We start from the raw sequence: 22632 nt of genomic DNA, 5'->3' as shown, positions 1-22632 counted from the left end.
CACCACCTCATATTATATTTTTGTCTTTCATCATATGAATTACATCTTTCATATAACAATTTAAATTGCCTTTATAAATTTTACTTTCGCGCTTTACTTCCTTTGGTACCGCTATTTTAACAACTTTAGTCTTAGAACCGTTAAAACCTGCTTCTTCCTCTTTTATATAACCATAAAGGTTTTCTAAAGAACATTTTTCTATTTCAATTTTTAATGATTCAAGTTTCCTTTCTAATAAAGGTAACTCAGGATAATTGATATTCTTAGTTACACTTATTAGTGCTGGTATTTTCATTTTTCTATTTTGTTTTTTTCCACAAATATTTTCAATGGTTACTTCAATTTCACTTCTTGAAACAGCATTAACTTTTTCAACATAATAAGCATGGGGTATATTTAAAAATTCAGCTACTTCTGCCCCAACTTGAGCTGTATCCCCATCAACAGATTTCTCACCGCAAATAATAAGATCATAATCTTTTATTTTTCTAATTTCAGCGGCAATGGTATTGGCTGTTGCCCATGTATCAGCTCCACCAAATTTTCTATCCGTTAAAAGAATTCCCCTGTCTGCACCTCTAGCATAGGCATCTCTTAGTGATTTTTCTGATCTTGGAAGCCCCATAGTAATAACAGTTATCTCTCCTCCAAATTTGTTTTTTAAATTAACTGCCTCCTGCAGGGCATTTAGATCAAAGGGGTTGATTTCAGCTTCAGCAGACGACCTGTCCACAACACCTTTTTCACTGTCAAATCTTACTTTTTCCATATCTGGAACTTCTTTTATAAGTACAATTATCTTCATAAATACTCCTCCTAGTGGTCTTACCACGTAGATTATCATTAAGAGATCACTAAGTCAATATTAAGTATGAATTATTATGCAAAAAAAATAATAAAAATTTGTATATTTATATTGATTTTAATTTTATAAGTGATAATATTATATCAAGAAACGTCGTTTCAAATAATGTTATTTTATATTTCAAATAGCGACATATTCTCAAGATCACTAAATTTGATATTAATATTAAATGATTATGTACATGAAAAATTTAATACTAACAGATTATAAACTTTTTTAATAAATATTCAAAAATTATATTTAAAAATCTGTTAAGTATAGATAAACTTAAAGGAGGTTATTAAATGTTAACTACATTTGATTACGGTATTATTATTTTATACTTTATTGTAATGATAAGTATTGGTATCATTTCAACAAAATTTACAAAAACAAAGGAAGATTATCTAGTAGCTGGTAGAAGACTAGGATTTCCAATGTTTTTTGGATGCATGGCTGCCCTTGCAATAGGCGGTGCAGCAACAGTAGGAGGTGCAAAATTAGGATATACGTTTGGTGTATCTGGTATTTGGTTAGCAGGAAGTTTAGGCTTAGGCTTAATAGCCCTTGGATTTTTAGTTTCCTCCAAGCTTTCAAAAATGAAAGCACTTAGTATTAATGAAGTTATAGAAAATAACTATGGTAAATCTGCAAGAATATTTAGTTCATTACTTACATTCGTATATACAATGATGATGAGTGTTGTACAAGTTGTATCTGTTGGAGCAATAATAAGCGGTATAATGGGCTGGAATACACAAATTTCTATGCTAGTTGGCGGTGGAATTGTAATATTTTATACCTTTATAGGAGGAATGTGGTCTGTTTCCATGACAGATATCATCCAATTTGTCATAAAAACTCTTGGTATTGTTATATTAATCCCTATATTTGCTATAGTAAAAATGGGCGGTATTCACCACATCTTAACATCAGTGCCTCAATCACACCTTAGTATAACAGGTATAGGATATGATAGTATTGTAATGTATCTTCTAATGTATATCCCTGGTTTAATAATTGGACAGGATATATGGCAGCGTATTTTTACAGCAAGAAATGGAAAAATTGCTAAAAGAGGAACTATTTTAGCTGGATTTTACAGTATGATATATGGAGCTGCTGCTATTTTACTAGGTATGTGTGTATACATAGCTTTACCATCATTAAAAGATCCTCAAAACGCCTTTGTTTCAGGAGTTTCTTTATTCCTGCCAATTGGACTTAAAGGTTTTGTTATAGCTGCTGCTATGGCTGCTACAATGTCAGTTGCCAGTGGTTCTATCCTTGCATCTTCTACTATACTTTACAATGATGTGTATACTCGTTTTATTAATAAAAATCCTGATGAAAAGAAATCAATTGTAATTAATAGACTTTTTGCTTGTTTAATTGGAATTGGAGTTATGATAATAGCATTTTTGATTCAAGATGTACTTACAGCACTGGATATGGCCTATGCTTATCTGTCAGGATGTGTATTCGTACCTGTACTTGCTGCATTTGTGCTTAAAAAGTTCAGTCCAAAAGCAGGCCTTGTATCATTATTTTTAAGTACTATAGTAGTTTCTGGAACCTTTTTTAAATATGGAGTTGACTCTAATTATCCAATAATCTTTGGTATAATTGTAGGATTACTTGCATATATAATTGTTAATTCAATAGATAAAAATAAAGTTGAATCTGCTATCGACAAAGAAGAAAACATTGCTTAATAAATATTGATTTTTTATCTATAGTGATTCTAAACGAAAAATCAACTTATACTCCGTATAAGTTGATTTTTTAGTTAGAAACCCTATAAATGTAATGTCACTAGTTTAGTTTGATGTTTTTTATCTCATCCATTAGAGCAAATACCTTTTTTGAACACATATCCATTCTTTCAAGACATTCTTCTGCCATCTTTATATCATTTCTCTCATATGCAATAGCAGCTTCTTTTGCAACTTCATGTAATTCTATATGTGATTTTTCCAACTCTACAAAGGCCTTGCTATTTTTAAACTTATCACTATCTATATTATAATACCATTTTCCAAGTCTGCATCCCTTATAATCCCCTACCTCATTAGTATTTACTTTTTCGTTACCAAGAAGCATATTATATATTCTCCATCTCCAAATTAAATGGTCAGTTTTATATATTTCGATCATATCACAATCTGTGAGACATGATTTATTTTTAAGCATATCAATTCTCATAGAGTCTATTCTTTTACTTAAATCATATATAAATTTTCCAATACCTTTACAATTACTGTCTATATGATCAGCATGCTGCGATAGCTCCATAATACTACTAGCAAAAGACTGGGTTGCTGCAGTTTGTTCCTCTGTATCTGCTGCAACTTGATTAATCGTCTCGTTAACACTGTCTATTGAATTACCAATTATATTGATTGAATCCATCGAACTGTTAACTAGATCTTTACCTGACTCTAATTGCTTAGCTGTCTGGTTGATTTTATCAACTGATGAGTCAATATCTTTTTGCAAATTCGAAACATTTTTTTGTATGTCTAAAACTGAACTTGTAGTATTTTCAGCAAGTTTTCTTACTTCATCTGCAACAACAGCAAATCCTTTACCTTGTTCCCCTGCTCTTGCTGCCTCAATTGAAGCATTTAATGACAGTAAACTTGTTTGATCTGCAATACCTTTTACAATATCAACTATTTCATTTATCTTATGAGTTTTTTCCTTAACACCTTTCATCTGCTTATCTATTATGTCAATATCATCAAATGATTTTTTTACAAATTCAACTGAATCATACACATTTTTTATTCCTGTTTCAGATACTTTTTTTGCATCACTTGAACTCTTTGACATTTTTTGCGATATATTAGAAACATCCTCAATAGATGCCTCTAGCTCTTCACTATTTTGAGACATTGAATGTAAATGTTCTGTTTGTGTATCCACACTTTTGATAATATTTCTAATTGAATCCATTTTAATTACCATTTGCAATACATCATTTGTTTCAAGAATTCTTTTTTTTCTGGATTCACACATCACGTCTATAACTTCATTCCATTTTTCTACCACATCACTGCACTTTACATCTCTTAAACTTAGTTTTGTCATTTTACCTTGTGCTACATCAGAAAAAAGTTTTACAAGTACGTCCTTATGTATATAATCTGAACTTACATATTGATCTTCTCTTGTATCTGCTTTTTTTAATAACCTATCAAACAAAATGATTCCCCCTAATTATCATATACTAATTATTTCAATTGAATGATTTTATTCATTTGTTCCATGGCAATTATAACATTGTGGTCTAATTAATGCCACATATTTATCATAATTCTTCATAAAAAAACATGTTTTGCAAATAAAATTTTTGATTTTTTAAATAGATTTCAACCATCTATAGAAAAGTTGACCATACAATTTATCTATTCTAATTTTTGTGTTAAAATGTAATTAGTTACATTTTAAAAATATTTTATAGTAAAAGGAGATACTAATTATGGATGAAGTTTTAAAGTTCTTAACTGACAACAAAGTTTTCTATCTTGCTACTGTAAATGGAGATGCACCTGCATTACGTCCTTTTGGATTTGCAATGAAATACGACAACAAGTTATATTTTTGCACTGCCAATACCAAAAATGTATATAAGCAATTAAAAGCTAATCCTAAAATGCAAATCAGTGCAACTTCTCCAGAAGGAAAATGGCTTAGGTTAAATGGAAAGGCAGTTTTTAATACCTCTAAAGAGTCACAAGAAGCTGTTTTGAATACTATGCCTATGCTTAAAAATATGTATAAAGTAGGCGATCCTACTTTCGAGACATTTTACATAGACCAGGCTGATGCAACCTTCTATGATATGCAGGGTAATTCTCACAACGTTAAATTTTAAAAACTATAAAAGCTAAAGTAGATACACTTTAGCTTTTATAATTTACATTGATACTACCAGCCTAACTGCTATAGTCATAAACTTATCTTTGTCCCATCTTAAAATAGATTCTACATATCCCAAAGTATCTGAATTATAAAGTCCTATTATTCTCTGACCTGCTAAAAGGTCAAAAATTCCAAACCCATTTATACTTAAGGGTGAAAGATTGGAAAGGGACAGCACTCCTGCTGCCTCAGGTTCTTTAAGGGTTCCATCTTTATTGTAAATCTTTGATAAGTATTCTTTATCTCTTATAGATTTGAGGTCTATTACACCCTTCAAATTTTTATTTTGTGATTTTACACCTACCTTATAGAAATTTTCATATTCAACATCATACACATTTTCATCATTAAATTTATCATAATCAAAAACAAGGTTTGTCACATTGTTTTTAAAAGAATAAATATAATCAAAATAATATCTACCACTGCCACCTGAATCTATAGATAAAAATACAAAAGGTATACTGCTCTTTTCATCAAATTTTCCTATAAATAACTTAGGATCATAACCTGAATTTTCTTTTGGTTTTACTTTTATATTTAACCCTGTCTTTTTATTTCTTACAACAAGAGCCATGTTCTCTATAAAACCATTTTCTCCATAAGGTTTCTTCCCCGTAATCATTAAAGTTTCAACACGTCCGTCCCCATTTACGTCTGCGAATTTTTTGTCTATAATGTATACCTTATCTTCATTTTTCATAGACTCATCAGGAAATCTAAAAAACATATATATCCTCTCCCAATTATTAATATATTATCATTTTATTAATAATTGAAAGAAGTGCTCTTTCCTAATTTACCTTAAATTTAAAAATCTCCCCTGATAATGCTGCTGAAAGTTCATCCAAATGTTCTGATGCCCCTTTAAGATTTAAAAATATATCTTCCTGCTTACTTACCATATCTTGAAAAGACAATGCACTTGCAACTGCTTCTTCACTCATTGCAGATGTATTTGAAACTGACTCAAGTATTTTTCTATTATTCTGTAATACTATTTTTGCTATTTCAGATACATTGAAACTCATAGTCTTAATTCTATCGATTTCCTTTTCAATCTCTGAGAATATAACTAATATATTATCTGTAGATTTAATACCTAGTCCTACATAATTAATGCTTTCATCCATTGATACTACAGCATTTGTTATTTTACCTTGAATTTCTTGTATTTCCTTTGAAATTTCTTGTGCAGCCACTTCAGACTGTTCAGCTAACTTTCTAACTTCTTCTGCAACAACCTCAAATCCTTTACCCTGATCCCCTGCTCTAGCTGCTTCAATACTAGCATTCAAAGCTAATAGATTTGTCTGTTCAGCTATATCCGTTATAGTAGTTGTTACATTTGCTATAGTCTTGGACTTTTCTGAAAGTTCTGTTACAACATCTGATGAAATATTTACTTTTTGTTCCATTTTGTTTAATAATTCTACTGTCGTATGTAAATTTTTAGAACCGTCTGAAGTTTTATCTTTTGCTTCAGCTATCATTTCATCAATTTTAGCACTTATTTCTGCAAGTTTCCTGGATTTATCTTCAACATCATTTACCGATACAGTAATGTTTTGTATTTCCTCTGCTATATTTTTTGATCCTGAAGTTAAATTATCTATTGATTGCTTAATGTTTTTTCCTTCTTGTACCACTTCTAAACTAACCTCTTTGTAACTATTTGAAGATTCAGCAACAACTTCTGAAACATTTCTTATTTTGATTATTATATTCTTTAAGTTATTTATCATCTTATTAAAAGTGGTATTAATTCTACCAAGTTCATCTGAAGATTCCGGCAAAGAATTCATTAAATTTCCTTCTGCTACCTCATCTGCAATCAAAGATATCTTTAAAAGTCTATCAAAAAACTTTTTCAGTAAAATAATCAATATTACTATTAAAAATATTATTGCAAGAACACTAACTGCTAATATTAAATACAATAATGAATTTAAACTAGAAGTATACTCTTTTGTAGGGACCTGAAGAAGCATATACCAATCTGTTCCGTTTACACGAGCAGAAAACAGCATCTTTGTTCCATCCTTGTCTTTAAACTGTCCTAAAAAACTGTCTTTAGAAAGTGCCTCTTTAACTAACCCATTAAGCTCGCTATTAGAGCTCTTCAATAAATTAGTTTCATTAAGTGGATCATTACTTTGCTTATATAAAACATCACCTTTATTACTTAGTATATACACTTTATCAGTTTGTCCTATATGAAAATTGGTATTTTCCTTGAAAACTGTAGAAACAAGACAAGCACCACTCACAAGTCCAATTGCTTTTCCACTTTTTATATCTTTTACAGGACATTCCATAGAGATTATTAAATTTGAAGGATTTTGCTTATCTTTAAATGGATCTGATATAATTTCTTTTCCTTGAATAACCTTTGGGAATGTATCTTCGGAGCTTATATCAATAGTAACATCATTTTGCATAATCAACTTTCCAGATGTATCAGATATTCCAATAGTATTAAAAACTCCGTTATAATTTTTTTGTTCTCTTTTAAAATAAGGTATTATTTCACTATAATTCATACTCGATACCAATTGAGTATTTGCAATTACCTCCACCTGTGATAACCTAGCTTTAATCCATGAAGATAAATTTTGAGCATGAATTGTAACCGTTTGCTTTCCAGATTTCTCCATAGAAGATAGTATCAACTTTTTTGAATTCATGTACTCTATAGATGTGACTAAACTAATAAGTGCAATAAAAATAACTGAAATTCCAACAACAGCTATAACTTGTAATGATTTTCCCTTCTTCAACACAATCCCCCCTATAATGACACACTTCTATTTTTATAAATATATATAAATCCTTATAGGAAATCAAGCAGCATTTCGCAAAATAGCATTTTATTTCGTAAGTTCTTCCTAAAATCAAAATTTGATGATAAAATTATATTTAAGAATTTAGTGTTTTTCATTGGAATCAATAAATTTTATTCATAACATTATATAAATTGGGGGAATTAAGTTTTGAATATTGCAATATGTGATAGCTTAGAATCTGATATGCAAGTACTAATTGATATGATTAAAAAATATTGTAATAATTACAGTTTTGAAATTGAACTTTTCACTTATAAAAATGGAGATAAATTACTCTCAGATTTTACACTAGTAAATTTTCAACTGATATTTTTAGATATTTATATAGATGATAAAATTTACTCTAATGGTATTGAAATTGCAAAACAAATTAGAATTCATGATGAAAAGTGCATAATAGTTTTTGTTACCAGCAGTAAAAATCACGCTCTTGATGCCTTCGAGGTAGACGCAATGCAATATCTTATAAAACCAGTTAGTTACGATAAGATTAAACGTTTACTGGGCAAATGTCAAAATGAGTTTTCAAATAGCATGCGATTTATTGAAGTTTATAGTAAAGGTATTTCTATGAAAATCCTCCTAAAGGATATATATTATATCGAAGTATATGATAAAACTTGTCTTATTCACACAAGTACTCACATTATAAAAACCTGTTCTTCTTTAAAAAAATTATGGGATCTCCTAAGTGGGTCATCCTTTTTAAGATGTCATAGAAGCTATATCATAAATATGTTTTATATAGCTTCTATGCTAAAAATTGACTTTCTTTTGAAAAATGGTGATAAAGTTCCTATTCGTAAGGACAAAGCTAGTATTATTAAACAAATTTATTCTGATTATTGCTTTGAACAAATAAAAAGTGGAAAAGTTGATGTTGATTAACTTTCGCAGTTTAAAAAAATTGCGTCGCAATATTTTTAAAGAACAAAGTGCAAAGTTCAAATATCAAATAAGGATAATTTTCTTCCTAACATCAGAAAATATTAAAATTATAGATTTCCTGAGGTACGAGGGAAATCCTCTTTATCTGTTCTTTGTTATTTGAACTTTATTATTTTCAAAAGTTTTGCTTCGCATTATTTTTATATCAAGTCAAAATTTTATATATGCAAAAGTTGAGTAAGTTAGATATCTCTATTGTTAAATTCATTCACTCCAACTAATGTAACTACTATAAATAAAATAGCAGATACTACATACATATATGGTGGAAAATTAAAACTTACATTTGAGCCACCTAGTAATACCCTTCCTGGATAATCCCAGGGAAAAAGCATCCAATACCTGGTGTTGTCAATGAGAACTGAGGGAAAAGAAAAGACTAGTCCTACTCCTAGTGGTACTGCAATATTTTTAAATTTCATGCTCAGATAATATTGAACTGCTATAACAGGCAGTGAAGCTATAATTGCAAGCAGCGGAGCATATATCATTTCTCTTGGCATACTTTGACTATGTGGTGCTATAACTGCACCTGCTAAGATCGTAAGAAGCATAAATAATATAAGATTTAAAAATACTATACCGCAGCCTATAACAAGCTTTGCTATATATAATTCACTTCTTTTTACAGGCAGCGTCAGAATCCTTTTAAAATTATCTTCACTATTTTCTATTCTAACCAAAACAGCAATTGCAATTGTGATAAACAACCCTATAATAAATAATCCATAAAATATTGAACTCTGAGTATATACCTGGCTCCATACGTTTTGACCTTTCTCTGTAAAAAGCTTTCTATATCTTAAGAAATTTGTAAAACCAAGTATTACAAAAAACAGTGGAAGAAACATCACTATGTTAAGTATTCTTGAATGTCTTAACTTTAGTAATTCTACTTTATATATATTTTTCACGCTATTCACCCCTACTTAATATCCCTTTTATTAAATTCTATAATTCCAACTGCAAGCCATAAAATACCAGACACTATTCCAAAGAAAGCTGCAGTATATGCATCTTTACTGTCTCCTGAAGGTAAGGCTAGTAGAACATTAGCATATGGAACTACATATGAAAGTAATTTGCTCTGTGCAAACATATATGCTCCTATACTTCCTGCAAATCCTACGGCTGCTGATGCTAGAGAATTTTTCATATAACAACTTATAAATTGCTGAAAACTCACTACCCCTAAGGTAGTACACAATTCCATTCCAATGTATTTAAAAATCACTGCACAGCCGCCATCTATATGAAACAAACTTTTTATAATTATTAAAAATACTCCATTTAATATCACTAATATAACTGCAGCTATAAGTACTACAATCCACTTGGATAAATAAACCTTTTTTCTTTCAACAGGCCTTGCTATTATTTGCTTCCAGGTATTTTCGCTGTATTCCATATAATTTACAATAACTGCTACCACGACAATGGACAAATTTAAAAGTATGCACCATAACGTAGCAAGATGATTTTCATAGAGCAGAGCACCTATCTTACCGTAAATTCCAATTTGAGCTAAATACTTTATATGATTATCTGCCATTAAAAAATTGCATCTAAAATGTAAATCCATAAATAAAAGTATAAATGAGAGAACAGGAATAAAAAATACACCTTTCCACAGTACTGACCTTTTATATTTCATTAGTTCAGATTTTAAAATTGACATAAAGCTCATATATTTTCTCCTCCCTCAGTAAGGTCAAGAAATATTTCTTCAAGAGATTTTTGTACTTCTACAAATTTAAATATTCTATTGCCGTTTAATATGAGTTGTTTTAAAATCTCATCAAGTTCTCTCCCCTCAGGTTCTAAGAAAATATCCTTATCCCTTACTTTATACTTATATCCACTATTATTTAGCGTACCTTCTAGCTTCTTTAAATCCTTAGATTCTATACAAATTTGTCCTTTACTCTTTGAATGAAGTTCTTCAAGTGTTCCTTGAAACAACATCTTTCCTCTATTTATAATTCCAATATCATCTGCTATGAGTTCAATTTCACTCAAATTATGACTTGATATAATAACTGTCATGTTATAGAGTTTGGGAAGTTCTTTGATAAGTCCTCTTATTTCATGAATTCCAGATGGATCAAGTCCATTAGTAGGTTCATCCAGTATTAAAAGTTCTGGTTTCGATATAAGTGCCTGGGCAATACCAAGTCTTTGTTTCATACCAAGTGAAAACTTACTGGCCTGTCTATCTTTCCATTCAGTGAGTTTTACAACTTTCAAAACTTCATCAATATACTTATGGTCAAGTTCTAGGAGTTCTGCTGTTACCTGTAAATTTTCATATGCTGTTAAATTTCCATAATAAGATGGTGCTTCAACCATAGATCCTATTTTTTTTAAAATGCTCATTCTATTTTTTCTTAAGTCTTTACCAAATATTTTAACTTCCCCCTTCGTTGGCTTTATAAGTCCCAAGAGCATTCTTATAGTTGTGGATTTCCCTGCACCGTTGGGACCTAAAAATCCATATACCCTACCCTTTTTTATTGATAAATCTATTCCTTTTACTGCCTTAAAGTCCTTAAAATTTTTTGTTAAATTTTTTGTTTGTAAAATTTCTTGTGACATATAATTTCCTCCCTCAATTAACTTATGACCCTATAATAAAGGTGCAAACTTAAATTTCATTTACCTAAACCTTAACGGAACCTTAAAATTCTTCTACCTAATTAAACAATATATAAATAATGTTATAATAAAATTGACAATTGATAGTTAAAGGAGATAACCATGTACGATAACATTCTAGATAGGAAAATACTTTTAATAGACGATGAAGTGGAGCTATTAAAGCTTCTAGAAACAGTGCTAAAAAAAGAAGGCTTTAGGCGAATATTTAAGGCTAAAAATGGCACAGAGGGTATAAAATTATGCAAAACCGAAAAACCTGATATAGTAGTTTTGGACATAATGATGCCAGATATGGATGGCTTTGAGGTATGCAAAAATATAAGAAACTTTTCTTTTGTTCCAGTCATATTCTTATCTGCAAAATCTGATGATGTAGATAAAATACTTGCCCTTGGGCTAGGTGCAGATGACTATGTAACTAAGCCCTTTAGCCCTAAAGAAGTTGCCTTTAGAATTAAAGCTCATTTGAGAAGAAACATATATATTAAAAATGAAATATCCATGAAAAAGGAAAAGATAAGTTTCGGAGATATAATAATTGACCTGGAAAAAGGTGAAGTATCAAAATCCGATAAAAATGTAGTGCTTACTCCAAAGGAATACCACCTTTTATGTTACATGGCTCAAAACGCCAATCAAATACTAACCAAGCAGATGATATGTGATGAAGTTTGGAATGACAACTATGAAGGATATGACAACACAATAATGGTTCATATTAGGAAGCTAAGACAAAAGCTAGAAGATAACCCTTCCAGTCCAAAATACATAGTCACTGCTAAGGGACTGGGATATAAATTAAAAATTTCTAAATAACAAATACTTGTTATTTAGACTTTTATAATCTTAATTTTGAGGTAACTACAAATGAAATTTATAAGTAAAATTAAAACTAACTGGACCCTGACTACAAAATTTCTAGTAACACTAATATTTATAGTCATAATTGAATTATTCATAAATTTAATTGTTTGGAACGAGGTAATTGTATATACTCATGAAAATTTAACTAGTTTATCCCCCGAAAGGATTACCTTAAACTTTTCTGAATACATAGACTTTAAAAATGGAGTGCCATTTGTAAAAGAAGATGGTAAAAACAAAATTTTAAAAAATAACGCGTGGATTCAAATAATAGATGAAAATTTTAAGGAAGTGTATTCTTTTAATAAACCAAAATCAGTCCCTACTAAATACACACCAATAGAATATACCCATATTTACAAATATGACATAGCAAACTCCTCTGTATTTGTAAGTGAAAAGAAATACAATAACAAAAGTTTTGCCTATATAGTAGGTTTTCCACTTAATCGTGTGGCAAAACATACTCTTACATTTAATCCTTCTGCCTTAAAAAGTTTCTTTTGGAATGGTGTTATTTTATTACTGTGCATAAATATACTAGCAGCTATAATTATAGCTTATTTTCTATTTGGAAAGAGAATGGCTAAACCGCTTCAAAACATAATAAGTGGCATAAATAATCTTGCAAAAGGCAATTACGAAATAAATTATCCAGAAAAAGGTGTTTATAAAAATGTCTTTTCTAACTTAAATAATTTAAGCAAAACACTTAAGGAAAACAAAACAAAAAGAAAAGAACTTGAAAAAATGAGAAACACCTGGATTTCATCCATATCCCATGATGTTAAGACCCCGCTATCTTCTATAAAAGGATATGCTGAAATAATGAAGGACCCGGATTACACTTTTTCTGAAGACGAAATTCATGAGTATTCAGAAATAATATACAATAAATCATCCTATATTCAGTCACTAGTGGAAGATTTAAATTTGACTTACAAGTTAAAAAATAAAGCTGTTCCTCTAAAAAAAGAAGAGGTAAATGTAACCTCTCTTTTGCAAAATATAATTATAGGAATTTTAAATCATCCGATGTATTCAAATAGGAATGTAAAATTTTATCCCGAAAATGAAAAAATAAAAGCCCTTATTGATAAAAAATTTTTTAAAAGAGCCCTGAGTAATTTAATTTTTAATGCTATAACTCACAATAAGGAGGATGTCCAAGTTGATATTTCAATTTATGAAAAGGATAAGATCTACATTATAATAAAGGATAACGGCAAAGGCATACCTAAAAAAGATTTAAACTACATTTTCGAGAGATATTATAGGGGGACAAATACCAGTGTTTCAACAGAAGGCTCAGGCCTTGGTATGGCAATATCCAAGCAGATAATAGATGCCCACGGAGGAAGTATACATATAGAAAGCACTTTAGGGGAAGGTACAATCATAACCATAATCTTTTAGTTTAATATCAAAAAAGCTGAACTTTTAAGTCCAGCTTTTTTGACAAATTTAAAATTTAAATTGAGATATAATTTCTTGTAGTTTATCAGCACTTTGTTTATTGTTTTCAGTAGTTGTTTTTACAGTGCCTAACTTTTCATCTATATTAGTTATTTTGCTAGCGATTTCAGTAACACCTTTTGCACCGTCAGTCACGGTATTTGCCACTTCACCCATAGCATTGTTTATTTCACTAACTGATGAACTTAATTTTTCTGCTAAACTGCTAAAATCGTTCATAAAATTATTCACCGTTTCAGCATCTTGACTATACTCTTTACCTGTCTCAACTAACTTATTGTAGTCTTTTAAAACAATTTGATTTATAAACTCAAGAAGCTTTGCTGAATTACTTGATAAATTCTTTACTGTTTCTGTAACCTCATTGACTACATTTTGAATATTGCCAGCTGTCTTTGCAGATTCCTCTGACAATTGTCTGACTTCATCAGCTACAACAGAAAATCCCTTTCCTGCTTCACCAGCTCTAGCTGCTTCTATTGAAGCATTGAGAGCAAGCAAACCTGTTTGATCAGTAATAGAAATTATGTCTGTAGACAACAACTTTATTTTTTCAATAGCCTTAGAATCTTCAATAGCTTTTTCAAGGTTATCTTTCACAGAGGAATATATTTCATTGGCCTTTTCATTTGACTCAACTGCATCTCTTTTTAATTCTTCTGCTCTCTTTTCAATGTCGTTAGCTTTATTTAAACCTTCTACAGATTTTTGGGTCATGGAATTCACAGCATTTCCGATTTCATCAGATGAAGCTGAAACTTCTTCTACTGAAGCTGCATTTTGTTCCATACCAGCTGAAAGATTTTGACTTTCTGCTGATGCACCTTCTAAATTGACCTTTAACTCACCAGTTAACTTTTCCACTAACACAGCATTTGAATTTATTGTATCAGAAGACATCTTCATGTCTTTAACCATTGTTTTTAATGCTTTTCTCATATTTTCTATAGAATTAGCCATTGTCCCTATTTCATCATTATATCCACACAGTTTGTCAAAGTCTTTTACATGGTTTAAATCTAAATTTGCTGTTTTATTTATAAGATTAACTATTTTAGTAATAGGACTAGTAATCCTTGTTGAAAACATATATCCTGCTGCTATAGCCAAAATTGATGCTATTATTGCTATAAGTATTATAATATTTCTCATAGATTTAACATCTTTTAGCACTTCTAATTTATCAGAAGTTACTACTATAATCCAATTTGTTTCAGGGATAACCTTATATCCTGCTATTTTGTCTACATTTTTAAAATTGTATTTAAGGACATCCTCTTTTACATTTCCAACCTTATTTAATTTATCAGCTACATCTTTTATTTGAGGAGTTTCAACAGGTTTACCTATTTTGCTCTTAATTGGATGGTAAATAGTATTGCCTTTATAATCTAATAAAAATCCGTAACTAGATGAAAAATTACTTACTTTAGAACCAGCTAGATACTTTGAAAAGCTGCTCCCATATACTGCTGTACCCACATATCCTAAAATTTCACCATTTCCTACTACAGGATTCGTAAACACTATTATTGGATTTTTAGTTACTTTCGACATCATAACTTCACTTACTGAAGCTTTACCTTCCAAACTAGATTTATTATAGGATCTATCATTTACGTTTTTGCCAAGAGAGTTCTTATCACTGTCTGCAATTATATTTCCATTTGTGTCAACCAAAAATATGTGCTCAAGATTTTTGTTCTCTTTAACATAGTTTTGTAAAGTTAAATTCATATCTTGTTTTTGCTTATTTAAATCCTCAATATTACTAGAATCCTTATTTGTCTTAAGTAAATTTACAACTACATTTTTTTCTGAAAATATTCTAACCCCCAACTTTTCTTTTTCAATTATTGCACTTATAGTTTGAGCTGAATGATTACATATTTCTTCTATTTCCTTTTCCGTCTTAGTTTCTATTAAGTTGCTAGACCTATTATCAATAAATATAGTAGTTACAGTCATTAAAATGGTAATAATTATTGCTATTAAAAGTGGAATTTTTCTTTTTATTGACATATAAGCATCTCCTCCATATATTTCATAAAGTACATTCTTTTGGTTAACTTTATTTTCGTATACTCTGTCAAAATATTTAATAAAATATTAACTTACAAAATATTTTGTTATCTTTAAGCACATCTACATCCCATCATTTTCTGCCTTTCTAACTAAATAGGATTCATTGATGCTTTTACAATCAATCATGGTTTTAAAATATATAAATTATTGCCAATTAAATTCCACCTCATAATAATATTTTTTTATAAATGACATTTTATTCTTATGTTTAGCATATTTTAATGCCCCATCATATGCTTTACCTTTAGACTCTTTATCAAACTCAAATGACTTTATTGTACTAATGTACATACCAGTTTTAGTTTGTCTTTTTACTACCTCCCATTTCATTTATATACCTCCGCTTTAACTTTTTTACATATGAAGAATTGTATCAACTAAAAAAATTCTCCATACAACTATAATTGTATAGAGAAAAACTTTTTTTAAAATACTCCATATGGAGTATTTTTTATGAACTTTTAAAAAATAATACTATTTTTTAAGATGCAGACTTCTCCATGTGAGAAGCATACCATTTACCCAATAGTACTTTTAGTGAAGCAGCAGTAGGTACAGCTACAAGCATTCCTATAAGCCCCCCCAAATTTCCACCTATAAGTATTGCAATCATAGTAAATACGGGATGCAATCCTACGCTATTTCCTACAATTTTAGGTGCCAATAAGCTATCATCAACCTGCCGAACTGCTAGCATTCCAATAATTGCCCATACTGCTGTAATAGGTTGTCCACCTAACAGTGCCATAATTACTGCCAAAACAGTTCCAACAACAGCTCCTATATATGGTATCATATTACAAATACCTGCAATAATTCCTATAACCAAAGCATAATCTATTCCAATAAAATACAGTACAATAGCTGATAGAACTCCCACTATAGATGCCTCTAGCAATTGTCCTCTTATATATTTATAAAATGTAACATCCATAACATGTAACACTTCTTTTAATTTGCTCCCTGTTTTACTTTTTCCAAATGCAAGGTTAAATATTTTATTCCATAACCCTACAAAATACTCAGAATCTTGTATTAAATAAATACTTAATATTATTGCTATAAAAAATAGAGCTATATTGCTTACTATAGCTACAATAGAATTTGTCATTGCTCCTATACTTGCTGAAAAGTAAGATTGTACATAACTTACTATTTGGGCAATCTTGTCATTTAAACTTGTAGGTATTGAAATATTTAAACTTTTTAATTTTTCACTAACAGAACTAACTGACAATGTTGGGTTATTTAAATATTCATTTAAATACGATGCCATATTTGCTATACTTGTATTGTGAGAGAGTTTTCCACCAATCATAATATATATTCCACTTACAACGGCTGCAAAAATAGCTGCTACTAATGTATACACCCCCATAATTCCTATTACTCTTCTGTGGGATGCTTTTTTTAGTATCTTTTTCTTTTCTAAGAACTTTTCAATATTTTCTACCCCTGGTTTCAATAAGTACACAATTATTAGTGCCATAACAAAAGGTTTTGCAAGGTTAATGATTTTTTTTAACAGATTCCACAGTAGAGCAAATATATTACCTATATTATTTAAAAATGCTATACCAATATAAATTAGAATCACTGTTGCTCCTGCATATATACAATATTTTAGTAATTTTTTATCTATTTCCATTGGATCACTCCCATTTACTCCAAATTGAAGGCTCATATCCAACTGTAGCCTGTTTCCCATTTCTAACAATTGGAGTTTTATAAAGCTTTGGGTTCTTTAAAAGTATCTCTTCTTTTATATCACCGCTCCTTATTAATCCAATATTTAATTTATCATATTCTTTTACCCTATTATTTATCAAATTATCAATACCTACTGCTGCCTTTAAGCTCTGTAATTCCCTTTTACTTATTTCTTTAATATTTAAATCTATAAATTGATATTTAATTCTTCTTTCCTTAAAGTAGCGTTCAGCTTTCTTTGTATCAAAACACTTTTTCACTCCAAATATTTGAATATTCATTTCTAACTCTCCTTAAAATTATTGCTTAATATACACAGATTTATTGTAAAAAATAGACCTGCCTGGCGCAAGCCCATAATTGAATGTCTAGAATAAGTTTCCATTGAATCCCCAATCGCTAATTTCACTAAAGATTACATATATACTATCCTTTGGTATATCGAACTCTGATTGATAAAAAGAACATATTAAATCAGTAACCTTATTTTTGTAAGTCCTTTCAGTAGTTCCACATATTTTTACTTCAACAAGGGCAGCCTTTTCCATTTTATTTCCTCTAAAATAAATTGTTTTATCATCATCAAAACTTACCATAAGCCATTCTTCGGATTTTCCAGGAATCTCTGAAATTATTTTTCCCATTTCATCCTTTATACGCTTTTTTTGCTCATATGAAAGTTTTACTGTTAATCTTGAATTTATATATGGCATAAACATTATTCCTTTCTTTTGTTTACAATGGATTAATATTATTATACAGTAACTTTTTATTTTTTCATAATACTTTATCATCAGATTTTTTACCAAAATCTTTTTATGTCTTCCAACATTATTCACAACTAGACACAACAAATTAACATATTAGTCTCTCAGCATAAGCAAAATATTGTCAAGTGTAATAGCTAAAGGCAGCATTTGAGGTTTTAAATTATCAAAATCATCCCAGGAAATTACTTTGTCCTTAATTCTTACATTTTTGAAACGCTCAATATCAGTTAAACTTAAGTAACGCATTGTCTTTATTAGCCTTTTCATATTAAATAAAATTTTACTGCCATCTTCAAATTCTATTAGAAGTGTATAATCATCGTTTGGTATAACATTTATTATCTTACTCATTTAGCTTATCTCCTTTTATCTTATTTGGGATCTAAATGTAATATAATTGAAGATAAAAAAATTTCTCCATACAACTACAATTGTATAGAGAAAAAAATTTTTTAACATACTCCATATGGCGTATTTTTTTGTACAGTTTTAAAAAACAATATTTACAATTATGGAACTAAGCGTAATCTATCTGGGTTTTCTAATTTCCTTCAAATCTTTTAAAATAGCCTTAAAATCATTATTTTCTCTAATAGGATTAAATACTGGATCTTCTAATACCTTCATCATATTTTCATACAAATCCAAAGTAAAGGCACGTTCTCCTTCTGAAAGTTCATTGAAACACCAGGTAGATGAAAAATCTTTAGGCGCATTTATATCATTATTTTTAATGCATTGTATCCACTTATGCAGCATTTCTATTGCCTTTTTATTTTCATCAAGTCTAAGATAAATTTGTGCAAAATTCATATATTCTACATGCATACCAATAACTTTATCACATTCTGGATAAAATAATTTTTTAACACTTACAGCCAAATTACAATATTTATCTATAACATCTGAGTTTTTATCTTTGATATAAGATTTAGCCAATGCTAAACAGGTAAAACTAATTTCAAATATATTTTTCCACAGCTGACTTTGAAGTATCTTTCTTGCTTCTTTCACCTTATTTTTGCTTAAGTATATATTTGCAAGCATAAAATCAACATTAAATTGATTCTTATGAATCTTATTTAAAGCTTCTATTCCCTTGTCATTTTCTCCAATAGAAGGATAAATACCTCCAAGTTGAAATAGTGCTTGTTCAACTAATTTTGTATCATTACAATTTTCCACTACATTTTCAAGCAATTCAACAGAATTTTTAAGCATTATATTTTCTATTTTTTCTTCTCCCTTTTTCCATGAATACATATTAAACAGGCATCCTATCATATATTTTAAATAATAACTTGATTTATATTTCAATATATATTCCATGGATTTATCAATTCCTTCATCAACTTTATCACTACTAAACAATGCTTCACATTTTTTAAATATCTTCATAACTTCTTTTTCAGAAAGTTCAATTTTATAATTCAAAAGTTTATCTATAGAAACATTAAAAAATGATGCGAGTACAGGAAGAAGGGTTATATCAGGATAGGAATTACCACTTTCCCACTTTGACACTGCTGCTGTAGACACTCCAATAAATCCTCCTAATTGGTCCTGTGTAATTTTCTTTTCCTTTCTAAGTTTAAATATTACTTCACCTATCTGCAATTTATCCATATCATATTCACTCCATAATTTGATTATAAGGCCCTACAACACTTAGTATACCTTATCAGAGCTCTTATACAAATGGATGTATAGTTGAATTTATATAAAAAATTTAACCACTAGTTAAAAAATCAAAATATCATTCTTAACACTGCTATGGATATTACTCCTACTATTACAGTTAAAAGCAAATTATTCTTTTTAACAGCCACTACTGCAGTTATAATTGATGCAAATACAGTAGATATATCTACACAAAATTTATTATTTAAAATAAACAGTGATGACACTACAAGGGCTGTCAAAATAGAAATGGGAATATATTTTAAAAATTCCGCTGTCCTATCATTTATATTAATTCTTGAAATCAACATTATAGGAAGTGTCCTAGGAAGTATTGTCACTATACAGCCGCCTATAATTATGTACCAGATATACATATTCATTTTCTTATTATCCCCCCTATAATTACTCCAAGTATGGCTGCAATCATAATTCCCGTGTTTGCAGATAAAAATTTAATAGAAATAAGTAAAATTACAGCAGAGGAAATCATAATTGCATAGGATTTTCTTAAATTAGAATTTTCCTTCACACTTGAAATCAAGAGCCCTATAAACATAGCTGGAAGTGCAAAATCAAGTCCAAATTTTTTATAGTCATATATCAAGCTGCTAAAGCATGCCCCGATAAAAGTTGCAAATATCCAATTTATATAGGCTGTCAGGTTTATTCCCATCATCCACCTATAATCTATTTTGTCTTCGCTATTTGCCTTTGAAGAAGCAAGTGCAAAAGTTTCATCCGTTAAAAGTGCACCTACTGTAAAATTTTTAAAAAGTGAATTTTTACTAAAATAAGGTGCTATGGATGCACTCATCAAAAGATGTCTTAAATTTACTAAAAGTACAGTCAAGACTACACCTGGAACTGATACTGATGACAGTATCAGTCCTGCAGCAGCAAATTGAGATGAACCTGCATATATGAAAGTACTCATAGCCACTGTTTCTAAGATAGTCATGCCGCAGGATTTGCTCACTACCCCACAGGCAAATCCTATACTTAAATATCCAAACAAAGTTGGAATGCAATCTATTGCCCCATTTATAAAAGAATTCTTGTTTGAGTAAGTTGTATTTTGTTCAGCCATTTTTGCCCCCTAATATTTAATAGTTCCATTTCGTATGTTATAATATAAATATTGTACGTTATAGTTTAATTTGGTATACTATATTTATACAACCGTACGTTATATTTGTCAAGAGGTGAAATAAAATGAATTTAAATAATATAATTGCTTCAAATCTCAAGAAACTTAGAAGTGATAAAAAGCTCAGCTTAAGCAATCTTTCTGAACTCTCAGGTGTTAGCAAGGTTATGATAGGACAAATAGAAAGAGGTCAATCAAACCCAACTATAAATACAATATGGAAACTGGCAAATGGGCTTAAAGTTCCCTATACAGCACTTATAGATGAACCTAAAAGTAAAACTACCTTAGTAAAAAAAGAAGATACTATAAATCAATGCAGTGAAGATGGAAAGTACAGAGTTTACTGCCACTTTTCTACTCAAAATGAAAGAAATTTTGAATTGTTTAGGGTTGAATTAGATACAGAAAGCTCCTATACTTCAAATTCTCACGGTGAGGATGAGTATGAGTACATTCTGGTTTTTGATGGAGAGCTTACTCTTGAAACAGACAATAAAAAATATGTTTTAAGTCCAGGAGATTCGATTTCATTTGATGCCTCTAAAACCCATACATATATAAATAATTCAAATGAAATGATTAAAATGACCATTTTAAATTATTATCCAATGAATCTTAAATACTATTTGCCATAATTTAAAGCAGGTAACCTTAACAAAGTCACCTGCTTTAGCTTTTAAAATACTATATTTATAGGGTATCCACACTTAGGGCATTTATTGCTATCCATATGAACCTCAGTGAAATATGCGGTTCTCTCTACTAAAAGCTCTCCGCACTTAGGACAATATGTAGAACTATCAACACCTTGAACATTTCCAAGGTAGACATAATTTAAATATTTTTTTGCAATTTTTTTTGATTGTACCATTACATCTACATCTGTAGCTGGTCTATCCATCTTATAAGTTGGAAAATATCTTGACAGATGAAGTGGAATGTCTCTATCTAAATTCCCAAGATAGGAAGCAATACTTTCCACCTCCGAAGCAGAATCATTTAGGTCATTCACAAGCAGCGTGGTTACCTCTACATGAGTCTTCTTGGCTGATTCACTTATAATTTTAAGTACGGATTCAACATCTCCTCCACATACTTTTTTATAGTATTTTGGATTAAATGCCTTTAAATCTATATTCATGGCATCTACATAGGGTAAAAGTTTTTGAAGTGGTTCTACTTCAATATATCCATTTGTAACAAGTACTACACTAAATTCCGGATGATTTTCTTTCAGCTTTTTCGAGGTTTCATATACATATTCATACCATATGCTGGGCTCATTATAAGTAAAAGCTATGCCAACATTATCTTTTATATCCAAGCATGCTTCTATTAATTTTTCAGGAGGTATATACTGGCTTTTAGGTCTATACTGGGCTATGGTATAATTTTGACAAAAGCTGCAGGAAAAATTACATCCAAAACTTCCTACGGACAGAATGTTTCTGCCAGGTTTAAAATGATAAAGAGGCTTTTTTTCTACTGGATCAACTGCCATAGATGTTATTTCACCGTAATTTGTAGATTGAAGCACACCATTTTCATTAGTTCTAACAGAACATCTTCCCTGCTTTTTATCACCTATAATGCAGTTATGGGGACATAACATACATTTTACTCTATCATTTTGTTTTTCATAAAACAGTCCTTCATGTAACAAAAGTTATC

The 22632-nt window shown here is 29.8% G+C and carries 23 protein-coding genes; 6 read left to right on the top strand and 17 right to left on the bottom strand.

Annotation, left to right across the window (positions count from 1 at the left end):
- Positions 1–7: 7 nt before the first annotated feature.
- A complete protein-coding gene (locus CLAU_RS16990) occupies positions 8–805 on the bottom strand; it encodes an electron transfer flavoprotein subunit beta/FixA family protein (protein ID WP_013238053.1) in 798 nt (265 codons plus the stop codon).
- Between the two features lie 344 nt (positions 806–1149).
- Here CLAU_RS16990 and CLAU_RS16985 point away from each other — a divergent pair, with 344 nt between their 5' ends.
- Entirely contained in the window at positions 1150–2559 is a 1410-nt protein-coding gene (locus CLAU_RS16985; protein ID WP_013238052.1) for a sodium:solute symporter family protein, read from the top strand.
- Between the two features lie 100 nt (positions 2560–2659).
- Here the strand turns inward: CLAU_RS16985 and CLAU_RS16980 are convergent, their stop codons facing one another.
- Positions 2660–4051 (bottom strand): methyl-accepting chemotaxis protein, encoded by a 1392-nt coding sequence (locus CLAU_RS16980; protein WP_013238051.1) that lies wholly within the window; start codon positions 4049–4051, stop codon positions 2660–2662.
- Between the two features lie 277 nt (positions 4052–4328).
- Here CLAU_RS16980 and CLAU_RS16975 point away from each other — a divergent pair, with 277 nt between their 5' ends.
- Positions 4329–4724, top strand: a complete 396-nt coding sequence (locus tag CLAU_RS16975; protein WP_013238050.1) for a pyridoxamine 5'-phosphate oxidase family protein — start codon at positions 4329–4331, stop codon at positions 4722–4724.
- 42 nt (positions 4725–4766) lie between these two features.
- On the opposite strand, the gene CLAU_RS16970 is transcribed toward CLAU_RS16975, so the two are convergent.
- Both CLAU_RS16970 and CLAU_RS16965 read right to left on the bottom strand, forming a co-directional pair.
- Entirely contained in the window at positions 4767–5501 is a 735-nt protein-coding gene (locus tag CLAU_RS16970; protein WP_013238049.1) for a hypothetical protein, read from the bottom strand.
- A 64-nt stretch (positions 5502–5565) separates the two neighbouring features.
- Positions 5566–7554: a methyl-accepting chemotaxis protein gene (locus CLAU_RS16965; protein ID WP_029702338.1), complete on the bottom strand. Its 1989-nt coding sequence runs from the start codon at positions 7552–7554 to the stop codon at positions 5566–5568.
- Between the two features lie 210 nt (positions 7555–7764).
- Between CLAU_RS16965 and CLAU_RS16960 the strand changes: the two genes are divergently transcribed.
- On the top strand, positions 7765–8505 hold the full coding sequence (locus CLAU_RS16960) for a LytR/AlgR family response regulator transcription factor (RefSeq protein WP_023163170.1): 741 nt from the start codon (positions 7765–7767) through the stop codon (positions 8503–8505).
- Between the two features lie 242 nt (positions 8506–8747).
- Here CLAU_RS16960 and CLAU_RS16955 read toward each other — a convergent pair whose 3' ends face one another.
- From CLAU_RS16955 to CLAU_RS16945, 3 genes are read right to left on the bottom strand one after another with little or no spacing between them, the layout of a single operon-like run.
- Positions 8748–9479: an ABC transporter permease gene (locus tag CLAU_RS16955; RefSeq protein ID WP_023163169.1), complete on the bottom strand. Its 732-nt coding sequence runs from the start codon at positions 9477–9479 to the stop codon at positions 8748–8750.
- Between the two features lie 11 nt (positions 9480–9490).
- Positions 9491–10252 (bottom strand): ABC transporter permease, encoded by a 762-nt coding sequence (locus CLAU_RS16950; protein ID WP_013238045.1) that lies wholly within the window; start codon positions 10250–10252, stop codon positions 9491–9493.
- Positions 10249–11160, bottom strand: coding sequence for an ABC transporter ATP-binding protein (locus tag CLAU_RS16945; RefSeq protein ID WP_013238044.1), 912 nt, complete (start codon positions 11158–11160; stop codon positions 10249–10251). The genes CLAU_RS16950 and CLAU_RS16945 overlap by 4 nt, the downstream gene beginning before the upstream one ends.
- A 162-nt stretch (positions 11161–11322) precedes the next feature.
- Here CLAU_RS16945 and CLAU_RS16940 point away from each other — a divergent pair, with 162 nt between their 5' ends.
- Both CLAU_RS16940 and CLAU_RS16935 read left to right on the top strand, forming a co-directional pair.
- Positions 11323–12039: a response regulator transcription factor gene (locus CLAU_RS16940; RefSeq protein WP_013238043.1), complete on the top strand. Its 717-nt coding sequence runs from the start codon at positions 11323–11325 to the stop codon at positions 12037–12039.
- A 51-nt stretch (positions 12040–12090) separates the two neighbouring features.
- Positions 12091–13503 carry a sensor histidine kinase gene (locus tag CLAU_RS16935; protein ID WP_023163168.1) on the top strand — a complete coding sequence of 471 codons (1413 nt, stop codon included), beginning with the start codon at positions 12091–12093 and terminating at the stop codon, positions 13501–13503.
- A gap of 48 nt (positions 13504–13551) precedes the next feature.
- On the opposite strand, the gene CLAU_RS16930 is transcribed toward CLAU_RS16935, so the two are convergent.
- The 9 genes from CLAU_RS16930 to CLAU_RS16890 all read right to left on the bottom strand — a co-directional run bounded on the left by CLAU_RS16930 (position 13552) and on the right by CLAU_RS16890 (position 20898).
- A complete protein-coding gene (locus CLAU_RS16930) occupies positions 13552–15585 on the bottom strand; it encodes a methyl-accepting chemotaxis protein (protein ID WP_023163167.1) in 2034 nt (677 codons plus the stop codon).
- A gap of 207 nt (positions 15586–15792) precedes the next feature.
- Entirely contained in the window at positions 15793–15978 is a 186-nt protein-coding gene (locus tag CLAU_RS16925) for a hypothetical protein (protein WP_023163166.1), read from the bottom strand.
- A gap of 151 nt (positions 15979–16129) precedes the next feature.
- Positions 16130–17296: an AI-2E family transporter gene (locus CLAU_RS16920; protein ID WP_029169978.1), complete on the bottom strand. Its 1167-nt coding sequence runs from the start codon at positions 17294–17296 to the stop codon at positions 16130–16132.
- A gap of 4 nt (positions 17297–17300) precedes the next feature.
- Positions 17301–17639, bottom strand: a complete 339-nt coding sequence (locus CLAU_RS16915) for an arsenate reductase family protein (protein ID WP_013238039.1) — start codon at positions 17637–17639, stop codon at positions 17301–17303.
- 87 nt (positions 17640–17726) lie between these two features.
- Positions 17727–18071, bottom strand: a complete 345-nt coding sequence (locus CLAU_RS16910) for a phenylpyruvate tautomerase MIF-related protein (protein ID WP_013238038.1) — start codon at positions 18069–18071, stop codon at positions 17727–17729.
- 150 nt (positions 18072–18221) lie between these two features.
- Entirely contained in the window at positions 18222–18479 is a 258-nt protein-coding gene (locus CLAU_RS16905) for a DUF2442 domain-containing protein (RefSeq protein WP_013238037.1), read from the bottom strand.
- A 177-nt stretch (positions 18480–18656) separates the two neighbouring features.
- Positions 18657–19754 (bottom strand): helix-turn-helix domain-containing protein, encoded by a 1098-nt coding sequence (locus tag CLAU_RS16900; RefSeq protein WP_023163164.1) that lies wholly within the window; start codon positions 19752–19754, stop codon positions 18657–18659.
- Between the two features lie 122 nt (positions 19755–19876).
- The gene (locus CLAU_RS16895) at positions 19877–20191 is read right to left on the bottom strand and encodes an AzlD domain-containing protein (protein ID WP_023163163.1); all 315 of its coding nucleotides are present in this window, start codon (positions 20189–20191) and stop codon (positions 19877–19879) included.
- Positions 20188–20898 (bottom strand): AzlC family ABC transporter permease, encoded by a 711-nt coding sequence (locus tag CLAU_RS16890; RefSeq protein ID WP_023163162.1) that lies wholly within the window; start codon positions 20896–20898, stop codon positions 20188–20190. The genes CLAU_RS16895 and CLAU_RS16890 overlap by 4 nt, the downstream gene beginning before the upstream one ends.
- Positions 20899–21023: 125 nt before the next feature.
- Here CLAU_RS16890 and CLAU_RS16885 point away from each other — a divergent pair, with 125 nt between their 5' ends.
- Positions 21024–21596, top strand: a complete 573-nt coding sequence (locus CLAU_RS16885) for a helix-turn-helix domain-containing protein (protein ID WP_023163161.1) — start codon at positions 21024–21026, stop codon at positions 21594–21596.
- A gap of 41 nt (positions 21597–21637) precedes the next feature.
- Here CLAU_RS16885 and amrS read toward each other — a convergent pair whose 3' ends face one another.
- Positions 21638–22624, bottom strand: coding sequence for an AmmeMemoRadiSam system radical SAM enzyme (amrS, locus tag CLAU_RS16880; protein ID WP_023163160.1), 987 nt, complete (start codon positions 22622–22624; stop codon positions 21638–21640).
- Positions 22625–22632: the final 8 nt, after the last annotated feature.

Source organism: Clostridium autoethanogenum DSM 10061, from assembly GCF_001484725.1.
GTDB classification, from domain to species: Bacteria; Bacillota; Clostridia; order Clostridiales; family Clostridiaceae; genus Clostridium_B; species Clostridium_B ljungdahlii.
The sequence above is the reverse complement of the archived record's forward strand: the minus strand, read 5'-3'. Positions and strand labels throughout refer to the sequence as shown.

Coding starts and splice junctions, on each gene's coding strand:
- CLAU_RS16920 (WP_029169978.1), bottom strand. CDS start 17,296: ATGGAAATAGATAAAAAATTACTAAAATATTGTATATATGCAGGAGCA.
- CLAU_RS16990 (WP_013238053.1), bottom strand. CDS start 805: ATGAAGATAATTGTACTTATAAAAGAAGTTCCAGATATGGAAAAAGTA.
- CLAU_RS16925 (WP_023163166.1), bottom strand. CDS start 15,978: ATGAAATGGGAGGTAGTAAAAAGACAAACTAAAACTGGTATGTACATT.
- CLAU_RS16975 (WP_013238050.1), top strand. CDS start 4,329: ATGGATGAAGTTTTAAAGTTCTTAACTGACAACAAAGTTTTCTATCTT.
- CLAU_RS16945 (WP_013238044.1), bottom strand. CDS start 11,160: ATGTCACAAGAAATTTTACAAACAAAAAATTTAACAAAAAATTTTAAG.
- CLAU_RS16950 (WP_013238045.1), bottom strand. CDS start 10,252: ATGAGCTTTATGTCAATTTTAAAATCTGAACTAATGAAATATAAAAGG.
- CLAU_RS16895 (WP_023163163.1), bottom strand. CDS start 20,191: ATGAATATGTATATCTGGTACATAATTATAGGCGGCTGTATAGTGACA.
- CLAU_RS16970 (WP_013238049.1), bottom strand. CDS start 5,501: ATGTTTTTTAGATTTCCTGATGAGTCTATGAAAAATGAAGATAAGGTA.
- CLAU_RS16985 (WP_013238052.1), top strand. CDS start 1,150: ATGTTAACTACATTTGATTACGGTATTATTATTTTATACTTTATTGTA.
- CLAU_RS16930 (WP_023163167.1), bottom strand. CDS start 15,585: ATGTCAATAAAAAGAAAAATTCCACTTTTAATAGCAATAATTATTACC.
- CLAU_RS16885 (WP_023163161.1), top strand. CDS start 21,024: ATGAATTTAAATAATATAATTGCTTCAAATCTCAAGAAACTTAGAAGT.
- CLAU_RS16940 (WP_013238043.1), top strand. CDS start 11,323: ATGTACGATAACATTCTAGATAGGAAAATACTTTTAATAGACGATGAA.
- CLAU_RS16935 (WP_023163168.1), top strand. CDS start 12,091: ATGAAATTTATAAGTAAAATTAAAACTAACTGGACCCTGACTACAAAA.
- CLAU_RS16910 (WP_013238038.1), bottom strand. CDS start 18,071: ATGCCATATATAAATTCAAGATTAACAGTAAAACTTTCATATGAGCAA.
- CLAU_RS16905 (WP_013238037.1), bottom strand. CDS start 18,479: ATGAGTAAGATAATAAATGTTATACCAAACGATGATTATACACTTCTA.
- CLAU_RS16915 (WP_013238039.1), bottom strand. CDS start 17,639: ATGAATATTCAAATATTTGGAGTGAAAAAGTGTTTTGATACAAAGAAA.
- CLAU_RS16900 (WP_023163164.1), bottom strand. CDS start 19,754: ATGGATAAATTGCAGATAGGTGAAGTAATATTTAAACTTAGAAAGGAA.
- CLAU_RS16890 (WP_023163162.1), bottom strand. CDS start 20,898: ATGGCTGAACAAAATACAACTTACTCAAACAAGAATTCTTTTATAAAT.